Annotated in this window: 16 protein-coding genes; 8 read left to right on the top strand and 8 right to left on the bottom strand. The window is 48.7% G+C overall.

The features are described 5' to 3' along the window. Positions 1 to 31 precede the first annotated feature (31 nt). The 3 genes from HQN90_RS01645 to HQN90_RS01655 form a co-directional block, all read right to left on the bottom strand. Positions 32 to 1414 (bottom strand): glycine--tRNA ligase, encoded by a 1383-nt coding sequence (locus HQN90_RS01645; RefSeq protein WP_173215854.1) that lies wholly within the window; start codon positions 1412 to 1414, stop codon positions 32 to 34. 370 nt (positions 1415 to 1784) lie between these two features. After that, on the bottom strand, positions 1785 to 2585 hold the full coding sequence (locus tag HQN90_RS01650; protein ID WP_246361997.1) for a carbon-nitrogen family hydrolase: 801 nt from the start codon (positions 2583 to 2585) through the stop codon (positions 1785 to 1787). Positions 2586 to 2667: 82 nt separating this feature from the next. Next, positions 2668 to 3192 carry a DUF1572 family protein gene (locus HQN90_RS01655; RefSeq protein WP_079420782.1) on the bottom strand — a complete coding sequence of 175 codons (525 nt, stop codon included), beginning with the start codon at positions 3190 to 3192 and terminating at the stop codon, positions 2668 to 2670. 152 nt (positions 3193 to 3344) lie between these two features. On the opposite strand from HQN90_RS01655, the gene HQN90_RS01660 reads away from it, so the two are divergent. The 8 genes from HQN90_RS01660 (at position 3345) to mtnB (ending at position 12555) form a co-directional block, all read left to right on the top strand. Beyond that, complete coding sequence (locus HQN90_RS01660) at positions 3345 to 4547, top strand: pyridoxal phosphate-dependent aminotransferase (RefSeq protein ID WP_338042263.1); 1203 nt, start codon at positions 3345 to 3347, stop codon at positions 4545 to 4547. Positions 4548 to 4947: 400 nt separating this feature from the next. After that, positions 4948 to 6048, top strand: coding sequence for a glutamate 5-kinase (gene proB / locus HQN90_RS01665; protein ID WP_173215856.1), 1101 nt, complete (start codon positions 4948 to 4950; stop codon positions 6046 to 6048). Between the two features lie 25 nt (positions 6049 to 6073). Beyond that, positions 6074 to 7810: a proline--tRNA ligase gene (locus tag HQN90_RS01670; protein ID WP_173215858.1), complete on the top strand. Its 1737-nt coding sequence runs from the start codon at positions 6074 to 6076 to the stop codon at positions 7808 to 7810. Then, complete coding sequence (locus HQN90_RS01675; RefSeq protein WP_173215860.1) at positions 7803 to 9050, top strand: glutamate-5-semialdehyde dehydrogenase; 1248 nt, start codon at positions 7803 to 7805, stop codon at positions 9048 to 9050. The genes HQN90_RS01670 and HQN90_RS01675 overlap by 8 nt, the downstream gene beginning before the upstream one ends. Positions 9051 to 9077: 27 nt before the next feature. Then, positions 9078 to 9947, top strand: coding sequence for a pyrroline-5-carboxylate reductase (gene proC, locus HQN90_RS01680; RefSeq protein ID WP_173215862.1), 870 nt, complete (start codon positions 9078 to 9080; stop codon positions 9945 to 9947). Between the two features lie 42 nt (positions 9948 to 9989). After that, complete coding sequence (locus tag HQN90_RS01685) at positions 9990 to 11258, top strand: 2,3-diketo-5-methylthiopentyl-1-phosphate enolase (protein ID WP_173215864.1); 1269 nt, start codon at positions 9990 to 9992, stop codon at positions 11256 to 11258. After that, positions 11255 to 11917, top strand: a complete 663-nt coding sequence (locus HQN90_RS01690) for a 2-hydroxy-3-keto-5-methylthiopentenyl-1-phosphate phosphatase (protein WP_173215866.1) — start codon at positions 11255 to 11257, stop codon at positions 11915 to 11917. The genes HQN90_RS01685 and HQN90_RS01690 overlap by 4 nt, the downstream gene beginning before the upstream one ends. Next, a complete protein-coding gene (gene mtnB / locus HQN90_RS01695) occupies positions 11914 to 12555 on the top strand; it encodes a methylthioribulose 1-phosphate dehydratase (protein ID WP_173215868.1) in 642 nt (213 codons plus the stop codon). Before HQN90_RS01690 ends, mtnB begins: the two co-directional genes overlap by 4 nt. Before the next feature lie 583 nt (positions 12556 to 13138). Here the strand turns inward: mtnB and HQN90_RS01700 are convergent. The 5 genes from HQN90_RS01700 to HQN90_RS01720 all read right to left on the bottom strand — a co-directional run bounded on the left by HQN90_RS01700 (position 13139) and on the right by HQN90_RS01720 (position 17635). Further along, positions 13139 to 13819 carry a DnaD domain-containing protein gene (locus HQN90_RS01700; RefSeq protein ID WP_173215870.1) on the bottom strand — a complete coding sequence of 227 codons (681 nt, stop codon included), beginning with the start codon at positions 13817 to 13819 and terminating at the stop codon, positions 13139 to 13141. Between the two features lie 44 nt (positions 13820 to 13863). Then, on the bottom strand, positions 13864 to 15153 hold the full coding sequence (gene asnS / locus HQN90_RS01705) for an asparagine--tRNA ligase (RefSeq protein WP_173215872.1): 1290 nt from the start codon (positions 15151 to 15153) through the stop codon (positions 13864 to 13866). A gap of 66 nt (positions 15154 to 15219) precedes the next feature. Then, the gene (locus HQN90_RS01710; RefSeq protein WP_173215874.1) at positions 15220 to 16428 is read right to left on the bottom strand and encodes an acetate/propionate family kinase; all 1209 of its coding nucleotides are present in this window, start codon (positions 16426 to 16428) and stop codon (positions 15220 to 15222) included. Further along, positions 16425 to 17297, bottom strand: coding sequence for a 3-hydroxyacyl-CoA dehydrogenase family protein (locus HQN90_RS01715; protein ID WP_173215876.1), 873 nt, complete (start codon positions 17295 to 17297; stop codon positions 16425 to 16427). Before HQN90_RS01715 ends, HQN90_RS01710 begins: the two co-directional genes overlap by 4 nt. 140 nt (positions 17298 to 17437) lie before the next feature. Continuing rightward, positions 17438 to 17635 (bottom strand): hypothetical protein, encoded by a 198-nt coding sequence (locus HQN90_RS01720; protein WP_173215878.1) that lies wholly within the window; start codon positions 17633 to 17635, stop codon positions 17438 to 17440. Between the last annotated feature and the right edge of the window lie 159 nt (positions 17636 to 17794).

Below are 17794 nucleotides of genomic sequence, written 5' to 3' on the forward strand. Positions count from 1 at the left end.
CAGCAATGCGTGCTTACAGGGGGTTTTGCTATTAAAATTGAAGCGAGTTCTCGATGAAGGCTTTCAATTCGGAAATAGGCATCCGCGTTTGTTCCATCGTATCACGGTCACGAACGGTCACTTGACCATCGGTTTCGGACTCGAAATCGTATGTGATACAGAATGGCGTACCGATTTCATCGTGACGACGATATCTTTTGCCAATGGATCCTGTGTCATCGTAATCCACCATGAAATGCTTCGCAAGATCCGCAAATACGGCTTGTGCGCCTTCATTCAATTTCTTGGATAGTGGGAAAATAGCCGCTTTAACCGGTGCAAGCGCCGGGTGGAAGTGAAGAACCGTACGGCTGTCGTCACCTTCGAGCTTTTGCTCTTCGAAAGCATCAATCAACAGCGCTAAGGTAACCCGATCAGCACCTAGTGATGGCTCGATACAATAAGGAACATAACGCTCATTCGTATCTTGCTCGATGTAATTGAAATCTTCACCGGAATGCTCCATGTGCTGTTTCAAATCGAAATCGGTACGATCAGCGATACCCCACAGCTCGCCCCAGCCGAATGGGAATTTGTATTCGATATCTGTAGTCGCATTGCTGTAGTGGGAAAGCTCATCTTCGTTGTGATCACGCAGACGGAGATTGTCTGGCTTAGCGCCCAGCGACAACAACCAATTGTGACAGAAGCTTCTCCAGTACTCGAACCATTTCATGTCTTCTCCTGGCTTACAGAAGAACTCAAGCTCCATTTGCTCGAATTCACGCGTACGGAACGTAAAGTTGCCTGGCGTGATTTCATTACGGAAGCTTTTGCCGATTTGGCCGATACCGAATGGCAGTTTTTTGCGCATCGTGCGCTGCACGTTTTTGAAGTTAACGAAAATCCCTTGTGCCGTCTCCGGTCGCAGGTACACCACATTGGAACTGGCTTCTGTTACGCCTTGGAACGTTTTGAACATCAGGTTGAATTGACGAATATCCGTGAAATCCTTGCTTCCGCAATCTGGACAAACGATGTCGTTATCCACGATCAGCTTCATCATATCGTCAAAGGTCATGCCGTCCACGATGATTTCGATATCTTTTTCCGCCAGCTTGTTCTCGATCAATTTGTCTGCACGATGACGGGCTTTGCAGCTTTTGCAATCGATCATCGGGTCGTTGAAGTTGCCTACGTGACCGGATGCCACCCATGCCTGCGGATTCATCAGAATCGCTGCATCAAGACCTACGTTATACGGGGATTCTTGCACGAATTTTTTCCACCATGCGCGTTTGATGTTGTTTTTGAGTTCAACACCCAGCGGACCGTAATCCCACGTATTCGCCAAACCGCCATAAATTTCCGAGCCTGGGAATACAAAACCTCTGTGTTTCGCTAATGCTACGACTTGATCCATTGTGACACTCATTGCTCAATCGCTCCTTCATCTTCTCGTAAAATGGGGTCAATGACCTCTACTGACCCTCTGGTGCTGAGCAGACGCCAAAAAGGCTCAACATCCAAAGGCATCAAAAAATGCCTAGGGACGAGAGCCTGAAGCACCCGCGGTTCCACCCTAGTTGATACACCTGTTCAAAGCGTGCATCCCCTTTATCGTATTGGCTCCGGATAGCCTTTTTCCTTGAGCTTCTGTCTGGGCTCTCACCGTCCCCAGCTCGCTGAACAAGAAGTTGTTCAAGTACTATTCATCCTTCACAGCCACAATTGATCATTCAATTGGCTTTAGTTTACAGAAAAACCGCCAAAAAATCAAACGGTATCCGCTAAACTTTTTATTTTTAGTATAAATGCGGACGACGGTCTTCAAAAACAGGTATCTTGGCACGCACACGCACGACCTCTGTCAGATCAATCGTCGCTTGCAAGATCGCTTCCTGCTCCTCGCCTTCCACCAAAACCTCGCCCCAAGGATCAATAACCATCGAATGTCCGAAGAAATTCGTCGTTCCACTCGTCCCTACACGATTACAAGAAACAACATACATTTGATTTTCAATTGCTCTAGCCATAAGCAGCGTACGCCAGTGATGCAAGCGAGGATGCGGCCATTCCGCAGGAACGAACAAGATTCTAGCGCCATCAAGCGCTAATTTGCGAGCAAGCTCAGGAAACCGGATATCATAACAGATCATAGCACCTGCCGGAACGCCTTCCAGCTCGAAACGGCCAAGCTGATCCCCGCTATGCAGAAACTTTTCCTCATCCATCAGACGAAATAAGTGAATTTTGGAATACTCCGCAATTTCCGCTCCTTCCCGGTCAAACGCATAAATCGTGTTCAAGACACGATCTTCTCTTTTATCCGCGATGGAACCGCCTATCAGATTGACTTGATGCTTTTGGGCAAACTTACTTAGAAAGGCCTTCGTCCGTTCTCCGTTGGAGTCAGCAAGCTGCTGAATCTCGGTCAAGGCGTAGCCTGTATTCCACATTTCGGGAAATACAATAACGTCCGGCTTCTGCTCAGCCTGAATCGCTTGCTCCAAAAGTTTTTCCAGGTGCAAAAAGTTAGTATCGGGCTCACCGATGGTAATATCCATTTGAATTAGAGCAATATGCAACAACTGTGATTCGGACATGCGCTTGAAACTCCTTTCATGGGCAAAAATAGTGCTATCTCCTCATAGTAGTCGAAATTAGTGTTCAACTCAATCATTAGCGCTATGGTTTAAACGATTTGGACTGTCCTCTGGCAATACTCAGAGTCTGCCAATGCGCACTTGCCCAATGCTTGCTCAGAAATACGATTTGCCCAACATGATAGCCATAATGCGAAACTTGCCGCTGAATGGCCTGCAGTACCGTATGTCCCTCCCCACGAATAAGGACAATCTTGAGAACATCCTCAGCTGTGAGGGATTCCAATGTCTGAAAAAGAATGGCCCAGCCTTCCTCCCAAAGGGAAATCAGCGCTTCACGCGCAAGCTGTTTGCCTTCGAATTCGCCATCGCGTTCCCTTGTTTCTTTCTCACCATCTGTGGTTAAGAAATCCGTCCAGCGAGATCTCATATTCCCATGCATATGCTTGATCAGCACTTCCAAGGAATTCGACTCTTCATCTAAGGTTAAATAAAAATGCGCTTCCGCGGTTTGAGCCAAGGCTTTATCCGCCAGCTTTTTCATATTGACAAACGCACGTATTGATTCCTGCAAAAAAGCTTCTGCGACTTGGGATTGTTCCGACATCGTCTCATCACCTTTCTCATCCTATGGGATAACCATAAGACAAGGATCGCCAGAAGTAAAATCGATTATTTTCATCACTATGAAAAAAAGTTTAATCATGTTACATTAAGGATATTAATCAAAATCCCGACCTTCGGAGTGTGAATTAAACCGTGACGAAATTATCTACGAAATCAAGCGCCTTTTCCATACAGCCTGCTGAACGGATGAAAGGTTTACCGACGCAATTTTTCGCAACGCTCGTTGGCAAAGCCAACGCACAGATCGCACAAGGCCACGACGTTATCAATTTGGGCCAAGGAAATCCGGATCGTCCCACGCCTCCGCATATCGTGGCATCCATCCAAGAAGCAGCAGCCAATCCGCTGTATCACAAATATCCGCCTTTTAGCGGCTTCCCTTTCTTGAAGCAAGCTGTTGCCCAGCGTTACAAGGAAGATCACAACGTCGATCTTGATCCCGAGACAGAAGTCGCGATTCTGTTCGGCGGCAAAACTGGACTCATTGAGATCGCTCAGTGCTTGCTGAATCCCGGCGATGTATGCTTAGTTCCCGATCCAGGTTATCCAGACTACTGGTCAGGCGTAGCGCTGGCAGGCGCAGAAATGGCGTTCATGCCTCTGCGGGAAGAAAATAACTTCCTGCCTGATTACTCCCAGCTTAAGGAGTCCGATTTGAACAGAGCCAAGCTTATGTTCATTAATTATCCGAACAATCCGACAGGCGCCACAGCCCCTGCCTCCTTCTATGAAGATACCGTTGCTTTCGCAGAACGCAATGGTGTCGTGGTAGCAAGTGATTTCGCTTACGGAGCTATCGGTTTCGATGGTCAGAAGCCCGTGAGCTTCCTGCAAACTCCCGGTGCCAAAGAAGTGGGTATCGAGTTCTATACGCTTTCCAAAACATACAACATGGCCGGTTGGCGCGTAGGGTTCGCCCTCGGCAATAAAGAAGTAATCCGTCTTATTAACCTGATGCAGGATCATTATTACTGCTCTCTCTTTGGCGGTATTCAAGTTGCTGCCGCAACAGCATTAACAGGGCCGCAGGACTGTGTAACCGAGCTGCGCGACGTGTATGAGAGCCGCCGCAATGCCCTCTATTCCTCACTGGCTGGCATTGGCTGGCATGCTCGTCCTTCACAAGGTTCGTTCTTCTCGTGGCTGCCGGTCCCCAAAGGCCATACCTCACAAAGCTTGGCTGACCTCCTTCTGGAAGAGGCCAAAGTTGTTGTCGCACCGGGCATCGGCTTCGGGACACATGGAGAAGGATATGTGCGACTCGGACTCCTATCATCGGAAGAGAGATTGCAAGAAGCTGTCCAGCGAATCGGCACCCTGCATTTGTTTGAGTAGTCGCCACGAACAGGCTCGATGCGTTGGAGAATTAGGTGCTTGCTTCTTTACAAACGTTCGATCAGCGTGCTATTCTAGATAGAACCAAAAAAGGAAGTCCTCCAAAACTTCTATATCACAACGTAATGATGGGAATAGTAGGAACGTGAAGCACGTAGCCAGAGAGTAAGCTCCATAGTCTGAGAGAGCCTGCCGTGAACCGATTCTGAACCCGCCCCTGAACAGTCAACGATGAGTTGAACAGCCCCCTGCTGTTATTAGGGAATCTAGAGTGGGTGCTGCCTTGAGGCATGCGCCAATCTAAGGTGGTACCGCGGAAGCAACAGACTTTCGTCCTTATGTGTTAAGGACGGGAGTCTTTTTTGTATGTACATAGATAGAAATAAAGGATGGGATCGTTATGACTCAGCGCATTGTTGTCAAAATCGGCAGCAGCTCACTAACTTCAGATACAGGCGGTTTGAACCCTGACAAAATCCGTTTCTTCGCCACTGAGCTTGCACAATTGCAGAAAGACGGCAATCAAGTGCTGCTCGTCACGTCCGGCGCGGTTGCCGCAGGCTTCACCTCTCTCGGCTACCGCACACGGCCTAAGGTGCTGCATGAGAAACAGGCCGCTGCCGCCGTCGGCCAAGCGCTTCTGATGCAGGCGTACCATGAAGCCTTTGCGTCCCACGCGGTAAGCGTGGCGCAAATTCTGCTGACCCGGTACGACTTCTCCAACCGCAAGCGCGTCCAGAACGCGCTGATGACGATCGACGAGCTGCTGCAGCGCGGCGTCGTTCCGATCATTAACGAGAACGACACCGTCGCGGTCGACGAGCTGAAATTCGGCGACAACGATACGTTGTCTGCCTTGGTCGGCAATTTGGTCAAAGCCAGCAAATTGATCATCATTACCGATATGGACGGCCTCTACACGGACGATCCACGGAAAAACGCGAACGCGCAGCGCATCGAACGCGTGGACGCTATCAGCGATGAGCTGTTCAGCTTCGCTGGAGGCTCTGGGAGCGCGGTCGGCACCGGCGGCATGCGCTCCAAGGTCGAAGCCGCCCGCATCGCGATGCGCGGGGGCGTGCCGGTATTCATCGGGCGCGTGCTCGAGCCCAGCGATTTGGCCTATGCCGTGAACGGCACCGGCAAGGGCACCTACTTTGACACGGCGCTCAACAATTTGCCCGTGAAGAAGCAGTGGGTTGGCTTCCATTCCCTACCCCAAGGACAAATCCTTGTGGACCAAGGCGCGATGATAGCTTTGATCAGCGGTGGCAAGAGCTTGCTCCCCGCTGGCATCATCGGCGCTACCGGCGATTTCCACCCCGGCGATGTCGTCGAGGTCTTGAACAAGGAAGGCTCGCTGCTTGGCCGCGGCGTCGTCAATTACGCCGCTTGGCAGGTGCAAGCTGCCGCAGGGTTAAGCACCGATGAAGTTCAGAAGCGGGTCGAAGTCTCCCGCATTGAAGTGATTCATCGGGATGAATGGGTCCCTTTGACCTAGATAAGAAAGAGAGGCGAGCTGACACATGAGACAACAACGAATGCTGATCCCAACCCAACGCGACGTACCGGGAGATGCCGAAGCCGCAAGCCATCGCCTCATGCTGAGAGCGGGCTTGATCCGTCAGCTCTCAAGCGGAATTTACTCTTATTTACCTTTAGGGCTGAAAGCTCTTCAGCATATACAAGCAATTGTCCGTGAAGAAATGGATGCAGCAGGCGCTCAAGAAATGCTCATGCCTGCCCTCCATCCTTCCGAATTATGGAAAGCTTCCGGCAGATGGGACGTTTATGGCCCCGAGCTCATGCGTTTGGAAGATCGACATGGTCGGGAATTTGCCCTTGGCGCTACCCATGAGGAAGTTATTACTTCTCTTGTGAAGGATGAGATTCATTCCTACAAAAAGCTGCCGGTTACCCTGTATCAAATTCAGACCAAATATCGGGATGAACGCAGACCGCGTTTTGGACTTCTGCGCGGACGAGAATTTCTAATGAAAGACGCTTACTCGTTCGATCGAACGGAAAGCGGACTTGATGACAGCTATACCAGCATGTATAACGCTTATGTCCGAATTTTCACACGATGCGGCTTGAAGTTCCGAGCTGTTGAAGCAGATTCCGGCGCCATCGGCGGTACGGACACCCATGAATTCATGGCACTTGCCGATATCGGCGAAGATACCATTGTCTATTGTCCGACTTGCCAATATGCCGCCAATCTGGAAAAAGCCGTTGGTCGTATACCGCAATCATCGGAGTCCTTAGACACTCATAATGATTCGGCAGTATCTGAGCTCGTAAAAACTCATACGCCTGGCGTTAGCACAATTAAGCAATTAGGCCAATTTCTCGGTCAATCGCCCGCTCAGATCATCAAGTCGATTGCCCTGGAAGCGGATGGAAAGCCCGTCATCGTGCTCCTCCGAGGTGATTATGAGCTGAATGAAGTCAAACTGAAGCAGGCGATTGGCGCAGAGAATGTCACTCTACTATCCGAAGATGGCATCCTAAAGCTAGGATCAACTGCCGGATTTATCGGTCCCATCGGACTGCATAATGTCAAAATCGTTGCAGATGTGTCGGTCTATGGGCTGAAAAATGCTATCGTTGGCGCCAATGAACCCGACTATCACTTGCTCCATGTTGATCTTCAGCGCGATCTTCCTGGGTTAACCTTTCAAGATGTCCACAATGTCACTGAAGGGGAGTTATGTTCCCATTGCGGCAATGAGCTTTCCTTTGCCAAAGGAATCGAGCTTGGGCACGTCTTCAAACTCGGCACCAAATACAGCCGTTCGCTTGGCGCGACATTCAGCAATGAAAATGGCGTTACTGAACCCATCATTATGGGCTGTTATGGCATTGGCGTTTCCCGTGTGCTTGCTGCCGTTATAGAACAACACTACGATGAGCGAGGTATCCTTTGGCCAGAAACTCTTGCGCCATTTTCGATTCATCTCCTTACCGTACATGTCCATGACGAGATGCAGATGAAGCTTTCTCAAGATATTTATACAAGCCTGCAAAATGCCGGTTACTCCGTTCTGTGGGATGATCGCGATGAGCGTCCAGGTGTGAAATTCAATGATTCTGACCTGCTAGGTTTCCCATTGCGAATAACTGTAGGTAAGAAAGCAAACGAACAAATGATAGAATGCAAAGAACGCCGCAGCGGAAAACAATATGAATTAATGGCCAATCAACTGCTTAGCCATTGCCAATCCTTTTTCCAATCAGGAGGTCGATCGAATCATGAGTGAAGTCATTCAAAAATCAAAATTAGCCAAACAAGCGGCTCAAACTATGGGCAATTTAACAACCGAACAAAAAAATGCGGCACTGCTCCTTATGGCGGATGCTCTTGTCACTGAACAGCAGTCCATTATTGAAGCAAATGCGAAGGATTTGCAAAGAGGCAAAGAGCAAGGCACTAGCGCTTCGCTTCTCGATCGTTTGGCTTTAAATGAATCGCGGATTGCCGCAATTGCCGAAGGACTTCGCCAAATTGCTGAATTGCCGGATCCGGTTGGAGATACGCTGGAAGCCTTTGATCGTCCAAACGGCTTGCGCATTCGCAAAATCCGTGTTCCCCTAGGTGTTGTCGGCATTATTTATGAAGCTAGACCCAATGTAACGGTGGATGCCGCTGGGTTATGTCTAAAAACTGGCAATGCGGTTGTGCTGCGTGGAGGCTCTTCCGCCTTATTTTCCAATGAGCGCATCGTGGAAGTTCTGCATGAAGCACTTCACCGTTCGGCGATTCCAGCGGATGCCCTGCAATTAATTCTCAGTGCTGATCGCAGCTCGGTGGATGAAATGCTGAAGTTGAACGGCTTGATTGATGTTCTGATCCCAAGAGGCGGCAGCTCACTTATTCAAAATGTTGTCAATAACGCCTCTGTTCCTGTCATTGAAACAGGCGCAGGTGTGTGTCATACTTTTATAGATGAAAGTGCACAGCTGGATATGGCGGTACGCATTGGCATCAATGCCAAAGCTCAGCGTCCTTCTGTTTGCAATTCGATGGAAACTTTGCTCGTACATGAGGCGATTGCCGAAAAGCATTTGAGTGCGATTGCCGAAGCATTCACAGGTGCTCATGTTGAGCTTCGCGGTGACGAGCGCGCTCGAGCGCTGGTGCCTAGCATGCATGAAGCTGTAACTGAGGATTGGAAGACAGAATACGGGGATTATATCCTCTCCATCAAAGTGGTCAAAAATCTCGACGAAGCACTCTCCCATATTCGGGAATATGGCACGATGCACTCGGAGTGTATTGTAACGGAAGATGCCGCTAATGCTGAAAGATTTCTGCAGGAAGTGGATGCTGCTGCGGTTTATCATAATGCATCGACCCGTTTTACGGATGGATTTGAATTTGGCTTCGGAGCCGAAATCGGTATCTCGACTCAAAAGCTGCACGCACGTGGACCTATGGGGCTGCCTGCTTTAACTTCAACCAAATTCCGCGTCTACGGAAACGGACAAATAAGAGAATAAGAATTCACCATTAAGGAGGTTTGCACAATGTCTACAACGTTATCACAGGCCAAGATTGCCTTTGTCGGCGCGGGCTCGATGGCAGAAGCGATCATCCGCGGGCTCATCGAAACCAAGGTAGCCGAACCGCAAAATTTATATGTCATGAACCGTTCGGATCAAAACCGTCTGGCGTTCCTCCGCTCAGAATACGGGCTGCAAGCCACGTCTGACAACCAAACGAAAGAAACTTTTTTGCGTGAAGCTGACGTTGTCGTGTTATGCATGAAGCCCAAAGATGTCGTTACAGCTTTCGCAGAACTGCAGCCACTGCTGAATGAAAAGCAGCTTCTTGTATCCGTGATTGCGGGGCTGTCGATCGCCAAAGCAGAAGCCTTATTGCAAACTACGATGCCAATCGTTCGGACGATGCCGAATACCTCCAGCACCATTGGTTTAGGCGCTACAGGAATGAGCTTCTCCGCTAAGGTCAATGATACATTCAAACAGCTGGCTACCCAGATGTTCGAAGCTGTTGGCATCGTGACGATTGTCGAAGAAGAGAAACTGGAAATCGTAACCGGCGTATCTGGCAGCGGTCCTGCTTATGTCTACTACTTTATGGAAGCTATGATCAAAGCTGCTATCGAAGGCGGGCTTACAGAAGAGAATGCGCGCCAACTGACACTGCAAACCGTACTTGGTGCCGCGCATATGGTTGAGCATACACAGGAGGACCCTGCTGAGCTAAGACGCAAAGTGACGTCACCCAACGGTGCAACGCAAGCTTCGATTGAAGCTCTGGATCGTTTTCAATTTAGCGAAGCCGTTGTGCAAGCTGTTTTCCGCTCCGCCGAGCGGGCCAAAGAAATGGGCGAGCAGATTGCTGCGCCAAGCCCGATTGCCAAATCATCCTAATCGAATTAGGATTTATACTAACTTAAGCAGGTGAATGTTTCGATGAGTGCCTATTGTTTAGCAACGTATCGGAGTTTCGATGAGAAAGCCGATTTTCATAAAAAAGCAACAAGTATTGCCGTTGGTCTCACCGTCGGCAGCTGGACGGAGCTCCCTGAAGCACAAAAAGCGCAAATGGAGAAGCATTTAGGCAAAGTCATTTCCGTCGAGGTCCATGAACCCGTGTCAGGCGAAGCTGCCTCGAGCCGTTACGCGGATATCACCATTGCCTATCCCGATGTTAATTTCAGCCGCGACATTCCGGCTCTGTTAGTTACCGTATTCGGAAAGCTCTCGATGGATGGCAAAATCAGACTGATCGACTTATCTTTCTCCTCCGACTTCTTATCCGGCTTCTCGGGTCCGAAATTCGGCATGCAAGGAGTCAGAGACTTGCTTGGGGTGCATGATCGACCTTTGTTGATGAGCATTTTCAAGTCTGTTGTTGGCTATGAGCTGCCTGCGCTGCGTGAGCAATTTTATTTGCAAGCGGCCGGCGGCGTTGATCTGATTAAGGACGATGAGATTTTATTCGAAAATCCTTTAACTCCGCTCGAGAAGCGAATTGAGATTTGTCTGGAAGCCGCTGAGCAGGCCACCCAGTTGACCGGCCAAAAGCTGCTTTATGCCGTTAACCTGACAGGCTCCACCTCCAAGCTTGCCGCGCAAGCCAAAAAAGCGATCGCAGCAGGCGCTAATGCCCTTCTGTTTAATGTTTTGGCTTATGGCTTCGATGTCTTGCACGAGCTAAGCTCCGATCCGGAGATTACGATTCCGATCATGGCGCATCCTGCCTTGGCAGGAGCGACTTATCCTTCTCCGCATTATGGCATCTCTCCGTCCGTACTGCTTGGGAAGCTTATGCGTTTGGCCGGGGCTGATTTGGTCCTTTTCCCTTCACCTTACGGCTCGGTCGTCATGCCAAGAGAAGAAAATTTAGCGATTAAGCATGTATTGCTTACGAAGAATTTACATCAGGACTATGCTTACAATGCTTCTACCGATGCGATTTTGAAGCTTGCAGCCAGCTTCCCTGTACCTTCTGCCGGCATTCATCCGGGACTCGTGCCTCATATCCTGCGAGATTTCGGCACAGACGTCATCGTCAACGCAGGCGGCGGCATACATGGTCATCGCATGGGAACGATCGCCGGTGGACATGCTTTCCGGCAAGCGATTGACGCAACATTACAAGGCATCAGCCTTCGCGATTATGCCCAAACACATCCAGAATTACAGTCAGCTATTGATACTTGGGGGACTCCGGAATGAGCAAGGAACGCATTATCTTCTGTGACTTTGACGGTACCATTACCGTTAACGATAACATCGTTGCGATCATGAAGCATTTCAACCCGCCTGGCTGGGATGCCATTGTAGAGCAAATTTTGAGTAAGCAAATCTCAATTAAGCAAGGCGTAGGCGCTATGTTCGCCCTGCTCCCTACTTCACGCAGAGAAGAAATTGTCAACTATGCCATCTCTAATGCTGTGATCCGAGATGGCTTCAAAGAGTTCGTTGATTATTGCCAAGTCAACGGGATTAAGCTGCTGATTACGAGCGGCGGCATTGATTTCTTTATTTATCCGCTGCTTAAGCCATTCCCGATTAGCGTTGATCATATTTATTGCAATGCCAGCTCTTTTGAAGGCAGCACCATTGAAATTTTATGGCCAAACCGCTGTGATGAACATTGCACAACCGATTGCGGCATGTGCAAAACAAGCATCATTCGTTCTTATCCAGCTGAGAAATATGAGCGGATCATTATCGGAGACAGCATTACCGATTTCGAAGGCGCGAAGCTGGTCGATACCATCTTCGCACGCTCACATCTGATCGACATGTGCGAACAGATGAACTATCCCTATTACGCATTTGATACCTTCTTCGATATTATGAAGCAACTGGAGGCTGAACCTGTCATATGAGCATTCTACTAGAAGAGAAACAACGAGCATTCGCTGATTTGCGCGAGATCAAAGCTAATTTAGCAGCGAGAGGCTGGTTTCCGGCAACAAGCGGCAATTTGTCCGTTCGTGTGGGAGGCTTTGAGCCAGAAGCTTTCACTTTTGCCATCACCTCAAGCGGCAGAGATAAATCCGTACAAACACCGGAAGATTTCTTGCTTGTGAATGAAAAAGGCCAGCCTACGGAAGCTACGAGCCTTAAGCCGTCAGCTGAAACGTTAATTCATAGTGAAATCTACCGTTTAACCGGCGCAGGCGCTATTTTCCATGTACATACCATCTTCAACAACTTGATTTCTGAGCTTTATTGGGAACGCAAAAGCATTCCTGTTGACGGTGTTGAACTGATTAAAGCTTTTAATATCTGGGATGAAGAAGCGCAGATCGAAATTCCTATTTTGCCGAATTACGCAGAAATCCCACGCATTGCCGAGCTAGTCGAAGGTGCGATTGTTCCACGCATTCCTGGCATCGTGCTGCGTAAACATGGCATCTATGCATGGGGCGCCAATGCTTTTGAAGCCAAACGCCATCTGGAAGCGTTCGAATTCCTCTTCGAATACGTCTACCGCTCCCATTTGCTGCACAAAGGGGTATAAGAAAACACTTCATAGGAAACGAGTATGCGGGCATAGCAGCGCATACTCGTTTCTTTTTATTTTATAAGAAAAATGGGATTTCGCAGGTTTTTAAGCTGCTGAATGCCTCTTGATGTTTGTCGAGATGATATTGAGAGGGGTTTCAGCCTGGATGCTGTGACTTCTGGAGTGTGTAGGTGGTTTGGGGTATCTCCCAGAAGAGAAACAAGGTCATCTCGGACATCCTGCCTCAACTTGCGCTGAATTTCAACCACTCCGCTACCGATTTTAGAGAATCAGTACCCTTCTCCTCCTGTAAGGCTGTTTTTCGGTTTTAAAGTGGTGGGTTGGCGCTGACTTCCACCCGTAAGGCTGAAAAACAGCCTTATCTGCTTGGATTTTCTGCCTTGCCAGCCAAAACACTACCCGTAAGCACGTTTTTCGGCCTTAAAGATATGATTTGGCTCTGACTTCCACCGGTAAGGCTGAAAAACAGCCCTATCTGCTTGGATTTTCTGCCTGGCAAGCCAAAACATCACCCGTAAGCACGTAAAAAAACCTCCAACCCCACGATTAACGCGGGGCAGGAGGCTAGTTACAACTTTTATCTAGATTGCCGAAAACGCTGAGAATATTCCTTCGCTTGATCCACAGTAGCCACCCGATTGCGGTTCCATTCCATCAAAATCCGATCAATATAGCGGAAATGGACTTTGCCCGCAAACACGGCTTCCTTGAGCGCTGTCAGAATCAGATCCTCTTTGTACATATCCTTATCCAACCAGCCAGTAATGGTTTCAAGCTCCATCGGTGTTAAGGGACGTGCAAACTCCCGCTCAAAAGTTGTGAAAATGTTTTTGGCATTCTCGTCGACGATAACAGGCTGCCGCGCATTTGCCGCTTCGGCTAACTGCTCCTCAGCTACCCGTTTTGCCAGTTTACGATATAGCGGGGTCAGATTGTAGCGTTCACTCCGAATGCCTGTGGATGCTTCGATATCCTCGTCAATCATAATAAACTGTTCATGAATCAGCTTCTGCAAGCTCGATATAACTTGATCAGGGGAAGCTGACATTCGCGCCTGAATCTCATCTGTAGTTGGAAAATCTTTTTTTTCTTTTTCCAAAAAGGAGATCAGATGAATCAGCGTCATCACTTCGATTTCACTGACGTCCAGTGCCCGATAATGTTTCAAAAGCAGAAGCGGAATCCCCACGCTGCCCTCCTGAAAACTGGCTAGAAGAGCTGCTTCTATCTGCTGCTGTGTAATTGTCTGTTTACTCAATGTGCGATTCGGCTCCCCTTTCTACCCATGGTTGATAAATCTGTTTACGGGTATAGACGGTATAAGAGACGCGGGAATGGAATCGTTTCGCGGACATGATCAAGTCCACAGATCCAAGCGACAGTACGTTCAAGTCCAAGTCCGAAACCGGAATGAGGCACTGTGCCATATTTCCGCAGGTCTAGATACCATTGATAAGCTTCTTTGGACAATTCATGCTCTTGGAAGCGCTGCTCCATTAGTTCTGGATCGTCAATTCGCTGGCTGCCTCCGATAATTTCGCCATACCCCTCCGGAGCAATCATATCGGCACAAAGTACGACCTCAGGTCGGCTCGGATCAGGCTTCATATAGAACGCCTTAATTTCTGTCGGCCAATGGGTAATGAAAACAGGCGTCTCATATTGAGCAGCAATCGCCGTCTCATGCGGAGCCCCGAAGTCTTCGCCCCATTCGAATTCATGACCATTTTTTTGCAGAAAATCGACCGCTTGGTCGTAGGTTAATCTTGGGAAACTGCCTTGAATTTTCTCGAGTTTGGACGTATCACGCTCCAAGGTTTCCAGCTCTTGCGTACAATTGCGGAGTACGGTTTGAACAATGTGAGATACAAATTGCTCCTGAATCTCCAGGTTTTCAACGTGATCAACGAATGCCATTTCCGGCTCAATCATCCAAAATTCAATTAAATGACGGCGCGTTTTCGATTTCTCAGCTCGAAATGTCGGGCCAAAGGAATACACGCGGCCTAATGCCATCGCTGCTGCCTCCATATAAAGCTGCCCGCTCTGTGTAAGGAAAGCGTCCTCATCAAAATACTTCGTATGGAACAAATTAGTCGTTCCCTCACAGGAAGATGGCGTCAGAATCGGCGGATCAACCAGATGAAAGCCGCGTTCATTGAAAAATTGCTGAATGGCTTGGATAATTTGCGCGCGAATCACAAGTACTGCCCGTTGTCGCGGACTGCGAATCCAGAGATGACGATTATCCATTAAGAAGTCTACACCGTGCTCTTTTGGTGAGATCGGATATTCTTCGGTCACCTGAATGATGTCTACCCCCAGCACGTCAAGCTCATAGCCGCCTTTGCTGCGTGTATCCTCTTTTACCGTACCTGTTATGTACAGCGAACTTTCTTGGGTCAGTTTGGAAGCCGCTTCCCATACCTCTTCACTGACATCACTTTTGACCACAATGCCCTGTATATAGCCGGAACCGTCTCGAAGTTGTAAAAACTGAATTTTACCGCTGGAACGCTTCTTGTTTAACCAACAGCCAATCGTAACAGACTCGCCGACATGATGTTTGACTTCACCTATCGTACATTTCATCTTCCGATCGAACCTCCTTATGTGTTTCAGAATCCTTATCTATTGTACACTATTTTCTCCAAACAATCAGTCGACCGCTGCTTGGACAAGTCGATATGTATCTTCTGCAATGACCAATTCTTCATTCGTAGGAATAACGAGCACTTGTACCCTTGAGCTAGGTGTCGTGATGCGCCGTTCCAGCCCTCTTCCCTGACGGTTAGCTTCTTCATCGAACTCCACGCCTAGGAAGGTAAGATGCTCGCAAACCGCTTTGCGCAGCAGCTCGGAGTTTTCTCCTACCCCTGCGGTAAATACGATAGCATCGATGCCGTTCATCGCCGCCACGTACGCACCGATGTATTTGCGCAGCCGATACTCGTACATGTCAAATGCGAGAGCAGCGTTCTTATCGCCCGCTTCCATCGCTTCCACGATCTCCCGCATATCGCTGGAGCCCCCCGAGATCGCCTGCAGACCGCTGTGTTTGTTCAGCATGGAGCTGATCTCGCCAAGCGTCAAATCCTCCTTGCCCATCGCATAGGGGACGATGGCCGGATCGAGATCGCCGCTGCGCGTGCCCATCATCAGACCTTCGAGCGGGGTCATCCCCATGCTCGTATCAACGGATTGGCCGCCCAAGATAGCGGCGCAGGAAGCTCCGTTGCCGATATGGCAGGTAACAAGCTTCAGCTGCTCTAACGGACGGCCCAGAAAGGCTGCGGCACGCTCGCTGACGTACTTGTGCGAGGTGCCGTGAAAACCATAACGGCGCACCTTATGCTTCCGATACAACACCATCGGTATCGGATAGAGATAGGCTGGCGCCGGCATGGTTTGGTGGAAGGCGGTATCAAACACGACGGCCTGCGGCACGTCAGGCATGTTCGCCTCCACCGCAATAATGCCCAGCATATGCGCCGGATTGTGCAGCGGCGCCAGATCGAAGAGCCGCTTGATCTCTTGCTTCACTTCGTCCGTGACGAGGACGGAGTTCTTGAACGATTCACCGCCGTGTACAACCCTGTGACCTACAGCGTCAATTTCAGCCGTGGATGCAAGAACACCATGCTCTGAGTGAACGAGCAGCGCCAGAACCTTGCGAATAGCTGTCGTGTGCTCCAGAATTTCACTGACCTCCCGCACCTCGGCTTTGCCAGCAGGCTCATGGGTTAAGATCGCGGTTTCCATCCCGATGCGTTCAATTTTGCCTTTTGCCAGAACAGCTTCATCTTTCATTTGAAAAAGCTGATATTTGAGTGACGAGCTGCCCGCGTTAATAACGAGAATGTTCATAGACGATCACCATCCTTATCGTAACGGAAAAAGCCTTCCCCTGTTTTAGCCCCTAGATGGCCTGCTCGTACCATTTGCTTCAATAGGAAGGATGGACGGTACTTAATGTCTCCGTAATCGCGGAACATGCCTTCCAGAGCTGCCTGAACGGAATCCAGCCCGAACCGGTCGCACATTTCAAGTGGACCATATTTGAAGTCGTAACCAATTCGCATGGCCGTGTCGATATCTTCCGCGGAAGCAACACCTTCAGATAAAGTATGCAGCGCCTCATTGATTAACGTACAGATCAATCTTGTTGTGATAAATCCAGGTGATTCCGTCACCTTGATACTTTTTTTCAATATTAGCTCATCTACGAAACGTCTTGTGCGTTCAAATGTTTCATCCGATGTTTTCATAGCCCGAATAATTTCGACAAGATCGATCTTGGCTACTGGATGCAGAAAATGCAGCCCAATAACCCGCTGTGGATTCGTTGTAATCGCAGCAATCTCGGTAACGCTTAAAGTCGATGTATTAGTCGCCAAAATAATGGCAGGGTTGCAAATTTGATTTAACTGAAAAAAGACATGCTTTTTAGCATTCAGATCTTCAGTTATCGTTTCAATAACCATATCGCAATCGGCCATATCCTCAAGCGAATCTGCCTTTTTTATTTTGGCCAAAATCAGCTTCTTCTCCGATTCTGTCATCGCCCAGCGCTCTATTTGCTTATCTAAGCTGACCGTAATTTGCTCTAACGCACGGTCCAGTTTTTCAGTTGTTTTCTCGGCAATTCTGACTTCCAGGCCACGAGCGGCAAGCATTTCCGAAATGCCTTGCCCCATTGTACCGCCACCAACGACGCCAATTGTTTTAAAGTTCATACCTATTTCTCCTTCTCTTGCCCCTTGTTCAAACTGAAATCTATGTCTATGGGTTCCTGCGAATCATGAAAACCCACTCATATCATACAATTTTTGATGCTTAATTTCATTAGTATACACAAAACGTTCCTGAGACTTTCTCAGCTTAGACACATTTCAGATACAGATGCTAGATCATAGAAAATGACTATTCCATGATAGTTAAACGCCGCTTTTTGTGAAAAATGGGGATTCCAGTTCTGGTGAGCCCCAACAGTAAAAGCCTGCGGATGTGCAGGAATTTCCGGAGGAATTGGACTAAAAAGTGGAAATGCCTGCAATTGTGCAGATATTTTCATCTTTTCCAGCCTCTGATCCAGAAAAACCCTCAAAAACATGCACAATCGCAGGAATTTAATGATTAAGGCTATTAGAGGAGTAAAAAAGATGCACAATTGCAGGTTTATAAAAGTAACTGGAGGCTATAGCAGGACAACATCAAGGGCTTACTAACACGC

It is taken from the genome of Paenibacillus alba (genome assembly GCF_013204855.1).
Lineage (GTDB): Bacteria > Bacillota > Bacilli > Paenibacillales > NBRC-103111 > Paenibacillus_E > Paenibacillus_E alba.